At 67.5% G+C, this 17,971-nt stretch carries 17 protein-coding genes; 14 read left to right on the top strand and 3 right to left on the bottom strand.

Annotation, left to right across the window (positions count from 1 at the left end):
- The first annotated feature begins 163 nt into the window (after positions 1–163).
- Positions 164–1,780: an ABC transporter substrate-binding protein gene (locus JNK84_RS17595; protein WP_293426074.1), complete on the top strand. Its 1,617-nt coding sequence runs from the start codon at positions 164–166 to the stop codon at positions 1,778–1,780.
- 40 nt (positions 1,781–1,820) lie between these two features.
- Here JNK84_RS17595 and JNK84_RS17600 read toward each other — a convergent pair whose 3' ends face one another.
- Positions 1,821–2,939: an NAD(P)-dependent oxidoreductase gene (locus tag JNK84_RS17600; RefSeq protein ID WP_367272359.1), complete on the bottom strand. Its 1,119-nt coding sequence runs from the start codon at positions 2,937–2,939 to the stop codon at positions 1,821–1,823.
- Here JNK84_RS17600 and JNK84_RS17605 point away from each other — a divergent pair.
- The 4 genes from JNK84_RS17605 (at position 2,820) to JNK84_RS17620 (ending at position 5,833) form a co-directional block, all read left to right on the top strand.
- Positions 2,820–3,368 (top strand): phosphonopyruvate decarboxylase, encoded by a 549-nt coding sequence (locus JNK84_RS17605; protein WP_441343268.1) that lies wholly within the window; start codon positions 2,820–2,822, stop codon positions 3,366–3,368. The two genes, JNK84_RS17600 and JNK84_RS17605, sit on opposite strands and share 120 nt — an antisense overlap.
- Positions 3,365–3,955 (top strand): thiamine pyrophosphate-dependent enzyme, encoded by a 591-nt coding sequence (locus tag JNK84_RS17610; RefSeq protein ID WP_293426080.1) that lies wholly within the window; start codon positions 3,365–3,367, stop codon positions 3,953–3,955. The genes JNK84_RS17605 and JNK84_RS17610 overlap by 4 nt, the downstream gene beginning before the upstream one ends.
- The gene (locus tag JNK84_RS17615) at positions 3,955–4,731 is read left to right on the top strand and encodes a HesA/MoeB/ThiF family protein (protein ID WP_293426082.1); all 777 of its coding nucleotides are present in this window, start codon (positions 3,955–3,957) and stop codon (positions 4,729–4,731) included. The genes JNK84_RS17610 and JNK84_RS17615 overlap by 1 nt, the downstream gene beginning before the upstream one ends.
- Positions 4,732–5,065: 334 nt before the next feature.
- Positions 5,066–5,833, top strand: a complete 768-nt coding sequence (locus tag JNK84_RS17620; RefSeq protein WP_293426084.1) for a hypothetical protein — start codon at positions 5,066–5,068, stop codon at positions 5,831–5,833.
- A gap of 36 nt (positions 5,834–5,869) precedes the next feature.
- Here the strand turns inward: JNK84_RS17620 and JNK84_RS17625 are convergent, their stop codons facing one another.
- Positions 5,870–6,868, bottom strand: coding sequence for a 2-hydroxyacid dehydrogenase (locus JNK84_RS17625; RefSeq protein ID WP_293426086.1), 999 nt, complete (start codon positions 6,866–6,868; stop codon positions 5,870–5,872).
- A gap of 196 nt (positions 6,869–7,064) precedes the next feature.
- On the opposite strand from JNK84_RS17625, the gene JNK84_RS17630 reads away from it, so the two are divergent.
- On the top strand, positions 7,065–7,589 hold the full coding sequence (locus JNK84_RS17630) for an SH3 domain-containing protein (RefSeq protein WP_293426088.1): 525 nt from the start codon (positions 7,065–7,067) through the stop codon (positions 7,587–7,589).
- A 3-nt stretch (positions 7,590–7,592) separates the two neighbouring features.
- Here the strand turns inward: JNK84_RS17630 and JNK84_RS17635 are convergent, their stop codons facing one another.
- Positions 7,593–8,954: a formimidoylglutamate deiminase gene (locus JNK84_RS17635; RefSeq protein WP_293426090.1), complete on the bottom strand. Its 1,362-nt coding sequence runs from the start codon at positions 8,952–8,954 to the stop codon at positions 7,593–7,595.
- A gap of 64 nt (positions 8,955–9,018) precedes the next feature.
- On the opposite strand from JNK84_RS17635, the gene hutI reads away from it, so the two are divergent.
- From hutI to JNK84_RS17675, 8 genes are all read left to right on the top strand, one after another.
- Complete coding sequence (gene hutI / locus JNK84_RS17640) at positions 9,019–10,230, top strand: imidazolonepropionase (RefSeq protein ID WP_293426291.1); 1,212 nt, start codon at positions 9,019–9,021, stop codon at positions 10,228–10,230.
- Positions 10,230–11,768 (top strand): histidine ammonia-lyase, encoded by a 1,539-nt coding sequence (gene hutH / locus JNK84_RS17645; protein ID WP_293426092.1) that lies wholly within the window; start codon positions 10,230–10,232, stop codon positions 11,766–11,768. Before hutI ends, hutH begins: the two co-directional genes overlap by 1 nt.
- A complete protein-coding gene (hutG, locus tag JNK84_RS17650) occupies positions 11,765–12,577 on the top strand; it encodes an N-formylglutamate deformylase (protein WP_293426094.1) in 813 nt (270 codons plus the stop codon). The genes hutH and hutG overlap by 4 nt, the downstream gene beginning before the upstream one ends.
- A 2-nt stretch (positions 12,578–12,579) precedes the next feature.
- Positions 12,580–14,253 (top strand): urocanate hydratase, encoded by a 1,674-nt coding sequence (hutU, locus tag JNK84_RS17655; protein WP_293426096.1) that lies wholly within the window; start codon positions 12,580–12,582, stop codon positions 14,251–14,253.
- A 25-nt stretch (positions 14,254–14,278) separates the two neighbouring features.
- Positions 14,279–15,052: a trans-aconitate 2-methyltransferase gene (gene tam, locus JNK84_RS17660; RefSeq protein WP_293426098.1), complete on the top strand. Its 774-nt coding sequence runs from the start codon at positions 14,279–14,281 to the stop codon at positions 15,050–15,052.
- 46 nt (positions 15,053–15,098) lie between these two features.
- The gene (locus tag JNK84_RS17665) at positions 15,099–15,851 is read left to right on the top strand and encodes an SDR family NAD(P)-dependent oxidoreductase (RefSeq protein WP_293426100.1); all 753 of its coding nucleotides are present in this window, start codon (positions 15,099–15,101) and stop codon (positions 15,849–15,851) included.
- Positions 15,852–15,923: 72 nt separating this feature from the next.
- A complete protein-coding gene (locus JNK84_RS17670) occupies positions 15,924–16,523 on the top strand; it encodes an ANTAR domain-containing response regulator (RefSeq protein WP_293426102.1) in 600 nt (199 codons plus the stop codon).
- Positions 16,520–17,677: a CmpA/NrtA family ABC transporter substrate-binding protein gene (locus JNK84_RS17675; RefSeq protein WP_293426104.1), complete on the top strand. Its 1,158-nt coding sequence runs from the start codon at positions 16,520–16,522 to the stop codon at positions 17,675–17,677. Before JNK84_RS17670 ends, JNK84_RS17675 begins: the two co-directional genes overlap by 4 nt.
- The last annotated feature ends 294 nt before the right edge of the window (positions 17,678–17,971 follow it).

Consider the following 17,971-nt stretch of genomic DNA (forward strand, 5'->3'; position numbering starts at 1 on the left):
AGCAGTGCACATCGCGGCGGCATGTCTGGACGATTGTCCTGCGAGAGGGTCGCCACGGGCGGCGCGATTGCCCAATCCCCGGTCATCGGCCGCCGACAACTTCGTCTCGACACATGCTGCACTGCAACTAGCCTTTCGCGGCGCTGTTCGAGAGGGCTCTGCCATGCCGCACTTTTTCCCTGACCGCCGCGACATCCTGAAGGCCGTGGCTGGCGCCACGGGTCTCGTCGCCGCGCCGTCCCTGCCGACCTTGGCGCAGGAGAGGGTCATCCGCTACGGCATCTCCATGGCCGACATCCCGCAGACGACGGGACAGCCGGATCGCGGCGCCGGCGGCTACCAGTTCACCGGCTATACGCTCTACGACCCGCTGGTGGCCTGGGAGATGAACGTCGCCGAACGTCCCGGCAAGCTGGTGCCGGGCCTTGCGACGGAATGGGTGACCGATCCCGCCGATAAGAAGAAGTGGGTGTTCAGGCTGCGGCCCGGCGTGAAATTCCATGATGGTTCGGCCTTCGATGCCGATGCGGTCGTGTGGAACTTCGAGAAGGTGCTGAATCCGCAGGCGGAGCATTTCGACCAGCGTCAGTCCTCGCAGGTACGCGCGCGGCTCCCTTCGGTCGCGAGCTGGCACAAGCTGGATGCGATGACCGTCGAGGTGACCACCAAAACGGTGGATTCGTTCTTCCCCTACCAGATGCTCTGGTTCCTGGTGTCGAGCCCGGCGCAGTACCAGAAGGTCGGGCGCGACTGGCAGAAATTCGCCATGGAGCCGTCGGGCACCGGGCCGTTCCGGCTCGGCCGTCTCGTGCCGCGCGAATTCGCCGAACTCGTGCGCAATCCCGACTATTGGGACAAGTCGCGCATCGCGAAGGTTGACCGGATCATCCTGTCCTGCCTGCCCGAGCCGATCACCCGGACCAATGCGCTGCTCGCCAACACGGTCGATTTTATCGAGACGCCAGCGCCCGACGCAATGCCGCGCCTGAAGCAGGCGGGCTTCAGGCTGATCGACAACGTCACGCCGCATGTCTGGAATTATCACCTCTCGACCCTGCCGGGCTCGCCCTGGACCGATATCCGCGCACGCAGGGCCGCGAACCTCGCCATCGACCGCGCCTCGGTGGTGGAGCTCATGGGTGGGCTCGCCCATCCCGCCTACGGTCAGGTCGACCGCTCGAACCCCTGGTTCGGCAAGCCGTCGTTCGAGATCAAGTACGACGTGGATGCCGCCCGGAAGCTGATGGTTGAGGCCGGCTATTCGCGCTCAAGCCCTCTGAAGACGCAGTTCCTGATCGCGTCCTCCGGCTCCGGCCAGATGCTGTCCCTGCCGATGAACGAGCTCTGCCAGCAAATGCTCAAGGAGGCCTTCATCGAGGTCGATTTCAAGGTGGTCGAGCTCGAACCGCTCTACACCGCCTGGCGGCAGGGGGCGGCGCACGACTCGCTGAAAGGCATCACCGCCAACAACGTCGCTTATGTCACGTCGGACCCGCTCTACGCCTTCATCCGCTTCTTCCATTCCGGACAGATCGCGCCGGTCGGGGTCAATTGGGGTCACTACAGGAACCCGGACGTGGACAAGCTGATCGACGCCGCGCTCGCGAGCACCAATGAGGCCGAGCAGAACGCGCTGATGGCCAAGGTCCACGAGAAGGTGGTGGACGATGCGCTGCTGGTCTGGGTCGTCCACGACACCAACCCGCATGTCGCCGGCCCCAAGGTCGGCGGCTATACGCAGGCGCAGCACTGGTTCCAGGACCTGACGACGCTCGCGTGAGGCAAGGGGAGACGGCAACGCCTCCCCCGCCCGTCTTCGATCATGCGGGTGGCGTGTAGCCCTTCGGCAGGCGTGCCCGCTCGATCTGCGCGAGATCGCAGGCGACATCGACCATGGCCGAGAAGTCGTTCTGCCCGTAGCCGCGCGAGCGGGCCTGCGAGAAGGCCTCGCGCGCTGCCGCCGCGACGGGAACCGGCACGCGGGCCGCGTTCGCCGCCTGCACGATCAGCGTCAGATCCTTGTGCGCGAGGTCGATGGAGAAGCCCGGCTCGGTGTCGCCGGCCAGCACCTTGTTCGGCCAGTTGACCTTGAGCTGGCCGTTGGTCGCGGTGGTGCCGTAGAGCACGTCGAGGGTCTTGGCGAGATCGAGGCCGAAACGCTGCGACAGGCTCAGCGCCTCGGCATTGAGCTGGCAAAGAATAATGGCGAGGTAGTTGTTGACCAGTTTCATGCGCGTGCCCGCGCCCGGCCCGCCGGAATGATGGATCGTCGTGCCCATGGCGTTGAGCAGCGGCAGGACGCGCTGGTAGTCGGCATCGTCGGCGCCGACCATGAACAGGCTCTGGCCGCGATCGGCATGCCAGGCGAGGCGGCCGATGGGGGCGTCCACGGCGGTCATGCCCCGCCGACGCGCCTCGCTGTGCAGCAGGTCGGTCGTATCGGGGTCGATGGTCGAGAGGTCGAGGATGAGCGTGCCGGGCTTCGCATGATCCAGAATGCCGCCGGGGGCGAGGATGACCTCGTGAACCTCCTTGCCGGTCGGCAGCACGGTGACGACGATGTCGCAGGATGAGGCGATCTCGGCCGGCGTTCCGCGCTTGGCGCCAAGCTCGACCAGCGCCCGCACCGGCGCCTCGACCACGTCATGGACGGCGAGCGGGAAACCCTTGGTCTGAAGGTTCGAGGCCATGCCCCTGCCCATCTTGCCCAGCCCGATGAAACCGACCGTCATGCCTGTCCTCCCCATGTCTCTCTTGTGCGGCGGCCGGGCCGGCGTCATGGTCCGCCGCTCGCGAAGGATGCGGAGCCTAGCCAGCCGATGAATGCCTTGCACCCTCAACCCACGCATGCCTCGCCCGCCGGCTGGCCAGGCGACATCTTCGCCGCGCTCAAGGCGGCCAGGGTGCGCCAGGTGGCCTATGTGCCGGATGGCGGCCATGCCGAACTGATCCGCGCCGTCCATGCCGATCCGTCGATGGTCGCGATCCCGCTGACCACCGAGGAGGAAGGCGTCGCGCTGACCTCCGGCGCATGGCTCGGCGGCGACCGCGCCTGCCTGCTGATGCAGTCCTCGGGCGTCGGCAATTGCGTCAACATGTTCTCGCTGGTGCGGAACATGGGCGGCCCGTTCCTGACCTTCGTGACGATGCGCGGCGAGTGGGGCGAGTTCAATCCGTGGCAGGTGCCGATGGGCACGGGCACGCCCGACGCCTTCCGGCTGATGGGCATTCATGTGCTGCGCGCCGATGAACCGCGTCAGGTCGGCCCTGCCGCCGCGGCCGGCGTCCGCATGGCCTACGAGGGCGGCAATGCCGTCGCCGTGCTGCTCGGTCAGCAGCTCGTCGGTGCCAAGGTGTTCGTGAAATGATCGGAACGTTCAACCGTCTCGACCGCCGCGCCGTCGTCGCCCGCCTGCTGGCCGAACGTGGCGATGCCATCGTCGTCACCGGGCTCGGTTCGCCGACCTACGATGTCGCCGCCTGCGGCGACAACGACCGCAACGTCTATCTGTGGGGCGCGATGGGCGGCTGCGCCGTGATGGCGCTGGGCATCGCCCTGGCGCGGCCGGAGACGCCGGTTATCGCGGTCACCGGCGATGGCGAAATGCTGATGGGCATTGGTTCATTCGCCACCATCGCCATGCAGCAACCGAAGAATCTCACGGTCGTCGTGCTCGATAACGGCCTCTATGGCGAAACCGGCGGGCAGGCGAGCCACGCGGTCGTCGCCGATCTCGCTGGGATCGCGAAGGCGTCAGGCATCGAGGATGCGCGGCTGGTCGATGGCATGGACGAGGTGAACCGGCTGGCGGTCCGCGCGACGTCGACGGCGAACGGCCCCTGCGTCGCCGTGGTGAAGATCGACCAGGCGGAGCGCGAGCGCGTGCTCCCGACGCGGGACGGTCACGCCATTCGCGCGCGCGTCAGGCAAGCGCTGGGGCTTTCGATCGACTGATGGCTCTCTCTGCCGACGAACTCGAACGTTATGCGCGGCACATCGTGCTGCGCGAGGTCGGCGGTCCCGGCCAGCAGAAGCTGGGCCGCGCGAAGGTGCTGGTCATCGGCGCCGGCGGCCTCGGTGCGCCGCTCCTGCTTTATCTCGCGGCGGCCGGTGTCGGCACGATCGGCATCGTCGATGACGATGCGGTGGCTCTCTCCAATCTCCAGCGGCAGGTCATCCACCGCACCGGCGACGTGAACGTGCTGAAGACGGAGAGTGCCGCGAACGCCATTCGCCGGCTGAACCCGCATGTCGAGGTCATTGGCCACGTCACGCGCCTCAGTGCCGGCAATGCCCGCGATCTCGTGCGCGGCTACGACATCGTCGCCGATGGTTCGGATAATTTCGCCACGCGCTATGCGGTTTCCGATGCCTGTTTCCATGAGGGCAGGGTTCTGGTGACCGCAGCCGTCGGCACGTTCGATGCGACGCTGACGACCATCCGGGGGCATGAGGCCAGCGCCGACGGCGCGCCGAACCCGACCTATCGGTGCCTGTTCCCCGATGCGCCGCCGCCGGGCACGGTTCCGAGCTGCGAGGTCGCGGGCATCGTCGGCGCGCTTACCGGCATTGTCGGCTCGATGATGGCGATGGAGGTGATCCGCGAGATCGTCGGCTTCGGCGAGGGTCTCGTCGGCCGCCTCCTGATGATCGATACGCGCGCCATGCGCTTCGAGACGGTGCGCTATCGCTGGGACCCGGCCAATCCGCTGAGCGGGACGAGCCGCTAGCTTGCGGCCGGATGTCCGCTGCGCCGGACGTAGGCCCCGGGGTTTCGACCCCAATTCCCCGAATGACGTGGCCGGACAAGCTGCGCCGGACGCTGTTCCCACGCGACTTCCCGCATGAGGCGAGAGGACTGGACAAGGCCAAGGCAGATCGTAAGATGCGAATGATTTGCAGAAGCATGAGCAAAAAGACATGACGCCCCGCCGCCGCTCCAGTCGTTCCGGTTGCCTTCCCGCACTCGCGTTTCTGACTGGAATCGCAATCCTCCCGCTTCCCGCCGGCGCCAACGAGGGGGCCGAGCGCCCGCCACGCCAGAGCGAGGTCGATTCCGAGCACATGTTTGGTTTCACGGTGGGATCGGACATCGAGGAACCCGGTTCGATCGTGCCGCACTTCAACACGGCGGCCGCCTTCGGCCGCCGTGGCCGGCTCTACAGCGTGATCGACCAGAACTTCGAGCTGAAATACGGCCTTGCACCCGGTATCGCGGTCGCCGCCGCTTTCAACGGGATCGCGGCGCGTGTGCGTGGAGTGCCTGGTCTGCCCGACACACATTCGGGCGGGGCCAGCGGCGTCGGGCTATCGGCGCGGTTCCAGATCCTCGACCGGCAGAAGAGCCCGATCGGCCTGACCCTCGACATCAATGGCGGCTATGACAGCCGTGATCCCGGAACGGCGCGGGCCGCCACCGTCTGGTCCGGCGGCGTGCGCGCGGCCTTCGATTCAGAGCTGATCTACGACCGGCTGTTCGCGGCGGTGAATATCGGCCTCGATACCCAGACGCGCGCCAGCGCCGACCTGCCATGGAGTGAGCGCAGTTCCGGCACGTTCGTCGCTGCGTCCGTGTCGGCGCGTCTCGCGCCCGGCGTCTTTGTCGGGTTGGAGGCAAGCTACCGCAGGGCCTACGAGGGACAGGCTCTCGGCCGCTTTCAGGGCGATGCCTTCTATCTCGGTCCCAGCATCTATCTGACGTCGGGGCGCAGCTGGCTGACGCTTTCGGTCGCCACGCAGATCCGGGGCCACGAGGTCGGGGGCGCTTCCGGGCTCAACCTGCGCGAATTCGAGCGCCACCGGGTGCTTCTGGTCTTCGGCAAGCCGCTGTAGGGGCCGCGGCGGCGCGGGCCGCCGCCCCAACGGGCCTCAGAGCATGGACGGCAGTACGCGGTCCGGCGGCTTGTGGCCGTCCATGAAGGCCTTGATGTTGACGATGACCTTGTCGCCCATGTCGACGCGGCCCTCGATGGTGGCCGAGCCCATGTGGGGCAGCAGCACGACCTTGCCGGCCTTGGCGAGCTTGATCAGGCGCGGATTGACCGCCGGCTCGTGCTCGAACACGTCGAGGCCGGCGCCCGCGAGGTCGCCCGCCTCGATCATGCGGGTCAGAGCCACCTCGTCGATCACCTCGCCGCGCGCGGTGTTGACGATATAGGCGTCCTTCTTGAGCAGCTTCAGACGGCGCGCCGACAGGAGATGATAGGTCGCCGGCGTATGCGGGCAGTTGACCGATACGATGTCCATGCGGGCGAGCATCTGGTCGAGGCTCTCCCAATAGGTCGCGTCCAGCGCCTGCTCGACCTTTTCGGGAAGGCGGCGGCGGTTGTGGTAGTGGATCTGCATGCCGAAGGCGGCGGCGCGGCGTGCCAGCGCCTGGCCGATCCGGCCCATGCCGACAATGCCCAGGCGCTTGCCGTGGACGCGCTTGCCGAGCATCCAGGTCGGCGACCAGCCGCCCCATTCGCTGTGCTCGAGCACTTCAAGACCTTCCGCAAGGCGGCGCGGTACGGCGAGGATCAGCGCCATGGTCATGTCGGCCGTGTCCTCGGTCAGGACGCCCGGCGTGTTGGTGACCGTGATGCCGCGCTGGATGGCGGTCGCGACGTCGATATTGTCGACGCCATTGCCGAACTGGGCGATCAGGCGAAGCTGCGGGCCGGCCTGCGACAGCAGCGCCGAATCGATCTTGTCGGTGATGGTCGGCACCAGCACCTCGGCGGTCTTCACCGCGGCGACGAGATCGGCCTGGCTCATCGGCTTGTCGTCGACGTTGAGGCGCGTCTCGAACAGCTCGCGCATGCGCGTTTCCACCGAATCCGGCAGCTTGCGCGTCACCACGACGAGCGGCTTCTTGCGGTTCGCCATTCCCCAACCTCTGATCCGTCCCTGGCGGCGGGCATTTTTGCCCGGCCCGTCAAGCGTGTCTTAACCCTGAGCGGCGACACTGGCCGCGAGGCGACACGTCTATCAGATGGGTCGCCCGAGACAAAGCGGCCGCCTCCCCGACCTTACCCGTCTTTCGGAAGGGGGGCGCGCGGCCGGCAATGCGTGTGGGTTGCGTATGCGTCGTCTGAGCGTCAGCGCGGTTGCGGCCGCATTTCTCGCCGCGTTCGCGGCCCCGGCCGTGGCGGCAGAGGTGACGGGCTCGCTGGGCTCGCAGACCCGGCTGCCCGTTCCCCGCTTCGTCAGCCTCAAATCCGAGCGCGTCAACGCGCGCATGGGCCCGACCCGCGAGCATCAGGTGATCTGGATCTACCAGCGCTCCGGCCTGCCGGTGGAGGTCACCGCCGAGTTCGACAATTGGCGGCGCATCAGGGACCACGAGGGGACCGAGACCTGGGTGTTCCACTCCATGCTGTCCGGCCGGCGCACCGCCATGGTCATGGCGCGCGGCAATCCCGGCGACCTCGTGCCGCTGATGAATCGCGCCGGCGGCGAGCGGATCGTCGCCCGCGTCGAGCCGAGGGTACAGGGCGCCGTGCGGTCCTGCACGGGAACGTGGTGCCGGTTTACCGGCGACGGCTTCGACGGCTGGGTCGAACAGAACCGGCTCTGGGGCGTCTATCCGAACGAGCGGATGGACTGACACTCAGGCCGCGATGACGCGCTCCAGTACCTTGCGGGCGCGCGCCTCGATGGCCGGGCGCGCCACGTGCCGCCCGCCATCGACGACCCGGCGGCCCGAGACATAAACCTCCGATATCGCACCGCCGGACGGTCCGAAGATCCAGGAATCGAGCGCCGCGTCGCCCGACCGCCCCGCGAAGGCGATATGGCTAGCATCCAGCACGACGAAATCGGCCGGCGCGCCGACGGCAATCCCGGCCGTGCCGAGCCCAAGCGCCTGAGCGCCGCCCGCGTTGCAGGCGTCGAACAGCGTGCGGCCGGTCGAGGCACCGCGGGGAGCCAGCGCGTTGCGCCGGCGGGTCAGGAAGCGCTGGGAATATTCGAGCATCGATAGCTCGGCTGTCGCCGAGATCGCCACGTTGGAATCGGTGCCGACGCCGACCCGCCCCCCTCGCTCAAGGAAATCGACGCCCTCGAACAGGCCGTCGCCGAGATTGGCTTCGGTGATGGGGCAGAGACCGACGACAAGGCCAGCCTTCGCCATGGCCGCTCGCTCATCTGCATTGGCATGGGTCGCATGGATGAGGCACCAGCGCTCGGATAGTGGCACCGTGTCGGCGAGAAGCGCGATGGGCCGCGCGCCATGAGCGGCGAGGCAGTCTTCGACTTCCTTTACCTGCTCGGAGACATGGATGTGGATCGGGCAATCGGGAAAAGCGCCAGTCAGCAGACGCAGTTCGTCCTGCGTCACCGCCCGCAGCGAGTGCGGGGCGATGCCGAAGCGCCCGCGTGCGTAGGAGGAGGCGGCCCCTGCCGCGCCTTCCGCCACCCGGCCGAACAGGTCGAGATCGCAGATGAATCGGCGCTGGCCCTCGCCCGGGGGCAGGCCGCGGAAGCCGGAATGAGCGTAGAAGACCGGCAGCAGGGTGATCGCGAGGCCCGTTTCGGCGGCAGCGGCCACGCAGCGCCCGCCAAGTTCGGCCGGATCGGCATAGGGTCGGCCGTCCCTGTCGTGGTGCAGGTAATGGAACTCGCCGACGGTGGTGAAGCCGGCCTCGAGCATCTCGACATAGGCGAGCGCGGCGATGGCCTCGACATCGTCGGGATCGAGCGCCAGCGCGAAGCGGTACATCCAGTCGCGCCAGGTCCAGAACGAATCGTCGCTGGCACCGGCAACCTCGGTCAGACCGGCAATGCCGCGCTGGAAGGCATGGGAATGCAGGTTGGGCAGTCCGGGCAGGGTCACGCCGCGGATGCGCGTGGCATCGGCAGCCGGCGCCCCTTCGTCGATCGCCGCGATGATCCCCTCCGCGCCGATGGAGAGAACGATGTTCTCCCGCCAGCCCTGCGGGGTGAGTGCCTTGTCCAGATGGAACTTGTCCATCGCCGTCTCCATGCTACGGTTTCCGGCCTAGCATTGTTGGGCGAGGAATACGACGTGCCGCGAGATTGTCATGCGCGTTGACCGGCTTTTTCGCGACGCGCGGCTCGCGACCATGGCCGGAAATGGTCCAAATGGCGGCCTCGGCCCGATCGAGGACGGCATTCTCGCCACCGAGGGCGGACGTATCGTCTATGTCGGCGCACGCGCGGATGCGCCACGGCTCGATCCGGTCGAAACGATCCGCTGCGAAGGCCGCTGGATCACCCCCGGCCTCGTCGATTGCCACACCCACCTCGTCTATGGCGGCGACCGCGCCCACGAATTCGAGCTGCGGCTGAAGGGTGCGAGCTACGAGGAGATCGCACGCGCCGGCGGCGGCATCGTCTCGACCGTCAAGGCGACGCGGAGCGCCAGGCCCCGCGATCTCGTCGACCAGGCGCTGCCGCGCCTCGACGCGCTGATTGCCGAAGGCGTCACTACGGTCGAGGTCAAGTCGGGCTACGGCCTCGATCTCGACACCGAGCAGAAGCAGTTGCAGGTGGCGCGCTCGCTGCCCGAGCACCGCGATATCGGTGTCGTCACGACTTTCCTTGGCGCCCATGCGCTGCCACCCGAGGCGAATGGCGACAAGCAGGCCTATATCGACCTCGTCTGCCACAAGATGATCCCGGCCATCGCCCGCCACGGTCTTGCCGACGCGGTGGACGCCTTCTGCGAGGGCATCGCCTTTTCCACCGAACAGACGGCCAAGGTGTTCGGAGCGGCGAAGGCGCATGGTCTGCCGGTAAAGCTCCATGCCGACCAGCTCTCGAACCTGCATGGCGCGAAGCTTGCCGCCGATCACGGCGCGCTGTCCGCCGACCATCTGGAATATACCGACGAAGCGGGTGCCGCCGCCATGGCAAGGGCCGGCACGGTCGCGGTGCTGCTGCCGGGCGCCTACTATTTCATCCGGGAGACGCAGGCGCCTCCCGTCGCCCATTTCCGCAAGTACGGTACGGCGATCGCGCTTGCGAGCGACTCGAACCCGGGTTCCTCGCCGCTGACCTCGCCTCTCCTGACCATGAACATGGGCGCAACGCTGTTCCGGCTGACGGTCGAGGAATGCCTGCTCGGCTTCACCCGCAACGCCGCCAAAGCCCTTGGCCGCGACGATATCGGCGTGCTGGAACCCGGCCGGCGGGCTGACCTCTGCATCTGGTCGGTGGAGCGGCCGGCAGAACTCGTCTATCGGATCGGCTTCAACCCCCTCTACCAGCGCTATCGGGGCGCCTGATGACTGACATGATCCGCGCCGGCGGCAACCGGCTCTCCCTCTGGCGTGCCGTTGCGGCGGGCTCAACGCCCGCCCTCGACCCGGCGACCCGGCCGGCCATCGTCGAGGGCCACCGCCTGCTCATGGTGAAGGCGCGCGGCAACGATGCCGTCTATGGCGTCAATACCGGCTTCGGCAAACTCGCCAGCGTCCGCATTCCGGCCGAGAAGCTGGCGGAGTTGCAGGTCAATATTGTCCGCTCGCATCAGGCGGGCGTCGGCGAGCCGCTCGCCGATCCGGTCGTGCGGCTGGTGCTGGCGCTGAAGGCCGCGAGTCTTGCCCACGGCGCCTCTGGCGTGCAGCCGGAAACCGTCGATCTCCTCGTCGCCATGCTCGCGAAGGGTGTGTTGCCGGTAATCCCGGCGCAAGGCTCGGTCGGCGCATCGGGTGATCTCGCGCCACTCGCCCATCTTGCGGCCGTGCTGATCGGCGAAGGCGAGGCGGTCCTGGGCGGCGTCCGCATGGATGGCGGTGCAGCGCTCGCGAAGGAGGGCCTCAAGCCGGTGGTTCTCGGCCCGAAGGAGGGGCTAGCCTTGCTGAACGGCACGCAGGTCTCGACCGCACTGGCTCTCCATGGCCTGTTCCTGATCGAGAATGCCTTCGCTGCCGCTCTCGTCACGGGAGCGCTCGCGACGGATGCCATCGCCGGGTCCGACACGCCCTTCGACGCGCGCATCCACACGCTGCGCGGCCAGCCCGGCCAGATCGCGGTCGCCGCCGTGCTGCGCGCCCTGATGGAGGGCAGCGAGATTCGCCGCTCGCATCTGGCCGACGACCCGCGCGTGCAGGACCCCTATTCGATCCGCTGCCAGCCGCAGGTGATGGGCGCGGCGCTCGACGTGATCGCCTCGGCGCAGACCATGCTGACGCACGAGGCGAGCGGCGTCACCGACAACCCGCTGGTCATGGCCGACAATGGCGACGTGCTCTCGGGCGGCAATTTCCACGCCGAGCCGGTGGCCTTCGCCGCCGACATGCTGGCGCTGGCCGCCTGCGAGGTCGGCAATCTCGCCCAGCGGCGCTGCGCCATGCTGGTCGATCCGGTCCTGTCCGGCCTGCCGGCTTTCCTCGTGCGCGAGCCTGGCCTGAATTCGGGTTTCATGATTGCCGAGGTCGCGAGCGCCGCGCTCGCCTCGGAGAACCGCCAGAAGGCCGCGCCCGCCGTCACGGACACGATCCCGACCTCGGCCAACCAGGAGGATCATGTCTCCATGGCGACCCATGGCGCGCGACGCCTCGGAGCCATGGCGGAGAACCTCTGCCGGATCATCGGCATCGAGGCGCTGATGGCGGCGCAGGGCATCGACATGCGCAGCCCCCTGAGGACGAGCCCGCTGCTGGAGAAGGCGCATGCCGCCATCCGTGGCATTGCGCCGATCCTCGATGCCGACCGGCCACTCTCCGCCGAGATGGAACGCGCCGCCACACTGGTCGCCTCCGGCGGATTGACCAGGCCCTTCGGCCATGTGGTCGAGCGGCTCTTTGGAGACAGTGCATGACCCTTGGCATGATCCCCGTCACCGTCATTCCGGGCGATGGCCCGTTGGTCCTCGGCCAGCCGCATATCGGCACGATGATTCCGCCGGAGGTCTCGGTCGAGCTGAACGATCTCGGGCGCTCGGTGCCGGATACTGACTGGTGGCTGGACCGGCTTTACGGTGGCATTGCGGCCCGGACCGGCGCGACCGTCGTGCGGCAGAACATCTCGCGCTTCGTCATCGATGTGAACCGCGACCCCTCCGGCGTTTCGCTCTATCCGGGCCAGAACACCACGACGCTCTGCCCGACCACCACCTTCGACGCCGAGCCTATCTACCGCGAGGGTCGCGAGCCGGACGCCGCCGAGGTTGCTCGTCGCAAGAGCGCCTATTTCGCGCCATTCCACGCGGCCATGGCGGCCGCCATCGAGACGGCCCGCATCCGCCACGGCTATTGCGTTCTCTACGATTGTCACTCGATCCGCTCGGTGGTGCCGAACCTGTTTCCCGGCACCCTGCCGGTCTTCAATATCGGCACGAACGGCGGCGCCTCCTGCGCGCCGGCGATCCGTCAGGCGGCGGTGCGCGAGGCCGAAAGCTCCGGCATGACCTTCGTCGCCGACGGGCGCTTCAAGGGCGGCTGGATCACCCGTCACTACGGCGCGCCCGAGCGACGGGTGCATGCCGTCCAGATGGAGCTGGCGCAGTCCGCCTACATGGCGGAGACGCCGCCCTGGACCTATGACGAGGCAGTGGCGGCGAAGACCGAGACGGTTCTCGACCGCATCGTCGCGGCGATCCTCAAAGCGGCAAAGGAAGTGGAGGCCTGACCATGGCGACGCGTCTCGACAATTCGCGCGTGATCCGCGCGCCCCACGGCCTCGACATGTCGGCCAAGACCTGGGGCGCGGAGGCGGCGCTCCGCATGCTGATGAACAATCTCGACCCCGATGTCGCGGAGCGGCCGAACGAACTGGTCGTCTATGGCGGCATCGGCCGCGCTGCCCGCGACTGGGAGAGTTTCGACCGGATCGTCGCCTCGCTGCGTTCGCTCGATCCCGACGAAACACTGCTGGTCCAGTCCGGCAAGCCTGTCGGCATCTTCCGCACCCATGCGGACGCGCCGCGCGTGCTCATCGCCAATTCCAACCTCGTGCCGGGCTGGGCGAACTGGGACCATTTCAACGAGCTCGATAAGATCGGGCTGATGATGTACGGCCAGATGACCGCCGGCTCGTGGATCTATATCGGCAGCCAGGGCATCGTTCAGGGCACCTACGAGACCTTCGCGGAGGTTGCGCGGCGGCATTATGGCGGCTCGCTGAAGGGCAAGTGGGTCCTGACCGGGGGCCTGGGCGGCATGGGCGGCGCGCAGCCGCTGGCCGCCACCATGGCCGGCGCCTCGATGATCGCGGTGGAGTGCCAGCCGAGCCGCATCGAGATGCGGCTGCGTACGCGCTATCTCGACGCCGAGGCGAAGACCATCGACGAGGCGCTGGAGATCGTCGAGCGCTCGCACAAGGCCGGCAAGCCGATCTCCGTCGGCCTTCTCGGCAATGCCGCCGAGATATTTCCGGAGATGGTCGCGCGCGGCATCCGGCCCGACGTCGTCACCGATCAGACGTCGGCACATGACCCGATCAACGGCTATCTGCCGGCTGGCTGGTCGCTGGCGCAATGGGAGGAGGCGCGCGAGCGCAATCCGAAATCGGTCGAAGTCGCCGCGAAGCAGTCCATGGCGGTCCACGTCAAGGCGATGCTGGACTTCCATCGGATGGGCGTGCCGACGCTCGACTACGGCAACAACATCCGCCAGATGGCGAAGGATGTCGGCGTTGCCGACGCCTTCGACTTTCCCGGCTTCGTGCCAGCCTATATCCGCCCGCTGTTCTGCCGGGGCATCGGACCGTTCCGCTGGGCGTCCCTCACCGGCAATCCCGATGATATCGCCAAGACCGACGCCAAGGTGAAGGAGCTGATCCCGGACGACGCTCACCTGCACAACTGGCTGGACATGGCCAAGGAGCGCATCCAGTTCCAGGGCCTGCCGGCCCGCATCTGCTGGGTCGGCCTCGGCGACCGCCACCGGCTCGGCCTCGCCTTCAACGAGATGGTGGCGAGAGGCGAGATCGGCCCCATCGTCATCGGCCGCGACCATCTCGATTCCGGCTCGGTCGCCTCGCCCAACCGCGAGACTGAGGCGATGAAGGATGGTTCGGACGCGGTGTCTGACTGGCCGCTGCTCAATGCCCTGCTCAACACGGCCTCGGGCGCGACCTGGGTGTCGCTGCACCATGGCGGCGGCGTCGGCATGGGTTATTCGCAGCACGCGGGCGTCGTCATCGTCGCGGACGGCACGACGGAAGCCGCGGCCCGGCTCTACCGCGTGCTGTGGAACGATCCCGGCACCGGCGTCATGCGTCATGCCGATGCCGGTTACGAGATCGCCATCGACTGCGCGCGCGAGAAGGGACTGAAGCTGCCGGCGCTGGGCATCGGCGTCTGATCGACCGCGTTCGGGAGAAGCGCCAATGGACTGGTCGGCCAAGCAGTATGTGAAGTTCGAGGACGAGCGCACGCGGCCCGCGCGCGACCTGCTCAACGCCGTGCCGACCCGCGACCCGCGCCGCGTGGTCGATCTCGGCTGCGGCCCCGGCAACACGACGGAACTGCTGCTGGAGCGCTTCCCGAAGGCGGAGATCATCGGAATCGATTCCTCGCCCGACATGGTCACCAATGCGCGGGCCCGCCTCAGCCACATCAGCTTCGAGGTCGCCGACCTGACGACGTGGCGGCCAGATCCCGCGGCCCCCGTCGACATCATCTATTCCAATGCCGTGTTCCAGTGGATCGCCGGCCACGAGACGATCCTGCCGCGTCTCGTGGGCCTGCTGCCAGATGGCGGCAGCCTCGCCATCCAGATGCCGGACAACCTGGACGAGCCGAGCCATGTCGGCATGCGCGTGGCGGCGAAGGCAGGGGCCTGGAGCGCGAAGCTCGCCAAGGCCGAAGATTCGCATACGCCGATCGCCATGGCAGCGGCCTACTACGCCCTGCTGAAACCTCATGCGCGGCGTGTCGATATCTGGCGCACCGTCTACAACCACCCGCTGGATGGCATCGACGGCATCGTCGAGTGGTTCAAGGGCTCGCGCCTGCGCAGCTACCTCAGCCCCCTCGATCCGGCGGAGCGCGAGGCTTTTCTTGCCGCCTATCGTGCGGCCATCACGCCGCATTATCCGGCGACGCCGGACGGCAAGGTGCTGCTGGCCTTCCCGCGGCTGTTCATCGTCGCCACCCGATAAAGACAAGGCCGGAAAGGCCATCACAGGAAACGGACAGGATGCAGGCATGAATCGAATCGATTTGAACGGCCGTGCGGCGGTCATCACTGGCGGCGCGCGCGGCATCGGCTATGCGGCTGCCGAGCGGATGCTTGATTCAGGCGCGAGCGTCGCGCTCTGGGACGTGGACGATGCGCGGCTCGACGCGGCGCGGGCGCGGCTGGCCGCCAAGGGCAAGGTCTCCGCCCACATGGTCGAGCTGACCGACGAAGCCTCCGTGCAATCGGCGACCGATGCGACCGTCGCCGCCCATGGGGGCATCGACATCCTCGTCAACAATGCCGGGATCACCGGCGGCAACGGCAAGACCTGGGAGCTCGCGCCCGACGTCTGGCGGCGCGTGGTCGAGGTCAATCTCGTTGGCCCCTACCTGACCTCGCGCGCCATCGTGCCGGTCATGCTCAGGAAGGGCTACGGCCGGATCGTCAACATTGCCTCGATCGCGGGCAAGGAAGGCAATCCGAACGCCTCGCACTATTCGGCGTCGAAGGCGGGGCTGATCGGGCTGACCAAGTCGCTGGCCAAGGAGCTGGCCACCTCCAACATTCTCGTCAACTGCATCACGCCGGCTGCCGCGAAGACCGAGATCTTCGACCAGATGAAGCAGGAGCATATCGATTTCATGCTGTCGAAGATCCCGATGAACCGCTTTCTGCAGGTCGACGAGGCCGCCGCGCTGATCGCCTGGCTGGCATCCGAGGACTGCGCCTTCTCGACCGGCGCGGTGTTCGACATTTCCGGTGGCCGCGCAGTCTATTGAGGCTGGCGCGGAACCTGCTTGTTCCCGACCCGATGCCGGTGCGATAACCCGCCCGCGCATCCCAGCAACGGTTTGGAGCGAGCCCTGAGCGACCTCAGCCTCACCATCGCCATCGTCGATGAGAGCCGCTCGCGCGCGGCGATCATCGAGGATGGCCTGCGCGAGGCGGGCTACACGAGGATCGTCCATATCGAGGAGATGACCAACCTGTTGGCGCGGCTTTACGCCACGGACCCGGATGTGGTGGTCATCGACCTCGAAAACCCCTCGCGCGACGTGCTGGAGCAGCTCTTCCAGGTCTCGAAGCTGGTGAAGCGGCCGGTCGCCATGTTCGTCGACCAGTCCGACACGGGCATGATCACCAAGGCGATCGATGCAGGTGTCTCCGCCTATGTGGTGGACGGGCTGAAGAAGGAGCGCGTCAAGTCGATCCTCGACATGTGCGTGGCGCGTTTCCAAGCCTATGCGCGGCTGCAGAACGAGCTGGATCAGGCGAAGTCGGCGCTCGAGGAGCGCAAGGTCGTCGAGCGCGCCAAGGGACTTCTGATGAAGCACAAGGGCATCGCCGAGGAGGAAGCTTACGTGCTGCTGCGCCGGCGGGCGATGAACGAGAAGAAGAAGATCGCGGAGATTGCCCAGGCGGTGGTCACCGGGCTGGAGATTCTGGGATGAAGACGATCACCGCAGGCTTCATCCCGCTGACCGATGCCGCGCCGCTGATCGTGGCGCACGAGAAGGGCTTCGCGGCCGAGGCCGGCATCGCGCTCGGCCTCGTGCGCGAAGTGTCTTGGGCGAATATCCGCGACAAACTGTCGGTCGGCCTGTTCGATGCCGCCCACATGATCGCGCCGCTGGCACTCGCCAGCGCCGCAGGCATCGGCCATGTGAAGGTGCCGATGATCGCGCCGGTGACGCTGGCCCTCAACGGCAATGCCATCACGGCTTCCACGGCCTTTGCGCGCGAGATCGGCGCGGTAACGGACGATCCGGCGGCTGCGCTGCCGTTGATGCGCGCCGCCATCGCGCGCCGCCGCGAGGCCGGACTCAATCCGCCGACCTTCGGTGTCACCTTCCCGTTCTCGACGCACAATTACATCCTGCGTGCGTTTCTCGCGGCCGGTGGCATCGACCCGGACGAGGATGTCCAGCTCGTCGTCATCCCGCCGCCACTGATGGTCGGTTCGCTGGAGCGGGGTCTGATCGACGGGTTCTGTGTCGGCTCGCCGTGGAACTCGGTCGCCGTCGACCGTGGCATCGGCCATATCGTCGCGCCCGGTTCGGCGCTGTTCCGGGCCATTCCCGAAAAGGTTCTGGCGATCGGCGGCGCGCTCGCGGACGGTGATCCCGGCGCGGCGCAGGCGTTGACGGCGGCCGTGGTGAAGGGCGCTGCCTGGTGCGCCGACCCGGCCAATGCCATCGCACTGGCCGAGCTGCTGGCCGATCCGCGCTATCTGGATGTGCCGGCTCCGCTCATCCTGCGCACGATCGAGGGCCGTCTGGTCCTCGCACCCGGCGGTCCATCCCGCGACGTACCCGACTTCATCCGGTTCGACGTGCCCGGTGCGATCCGTCCCGATGCCGCACGGATGACCTGGCTCTATGTCCAGATGCTGCGCTGGCGGCAGGCGCGGCGCGACCCGGGCATGGCCGGCCGCATCGACGCGCTGCTGCGCCCCGGCATGTTCGGAAGCATCGCTCCCGGCGCCATCGAAACGACCAGCACGGACGCGGTCGGCAGCCTGATCGAACCGCCGCTCGACTGGCGCGCGATCGACGCCTATCTCGCGGCTTTCGATGCCCGTGGGCTTCCCGCAAAGCTCCTGTGACTTTTCTGTGCGCTGCACAATGAAACGGCAGGCACAGACAGCGGATGGCGCGAAGTCAGCCGGCTGGCCGGAGAGCCCGCCGCCGACGGTCGCTCCCTAGGATCTTGAAAAGAAGAGACTTTCTCGCTGCGAGCCGACTTGGCACGCGGCTTGATTGGTATTTGGCGAGTGCGTGATCCGCCAGGGATCGCGCGCGGCCCAGCGCAGGGCCATCAGCAACGCCGCTGACAGACGTTCGACAGCATCGCCCGCCCGGTCCTCGAGCGCGGCATCGCATCGGACCGATGTCGGCGG

The sequence above is a fragment of the Phreatobacter sp. genome, assembly GCF_016793595.1.
GTDB lineage: Bacteria > Pseudomonadota > Alphaproteobacteria > Rhizobiales > Phreatobacteraceae > Phreatobacter.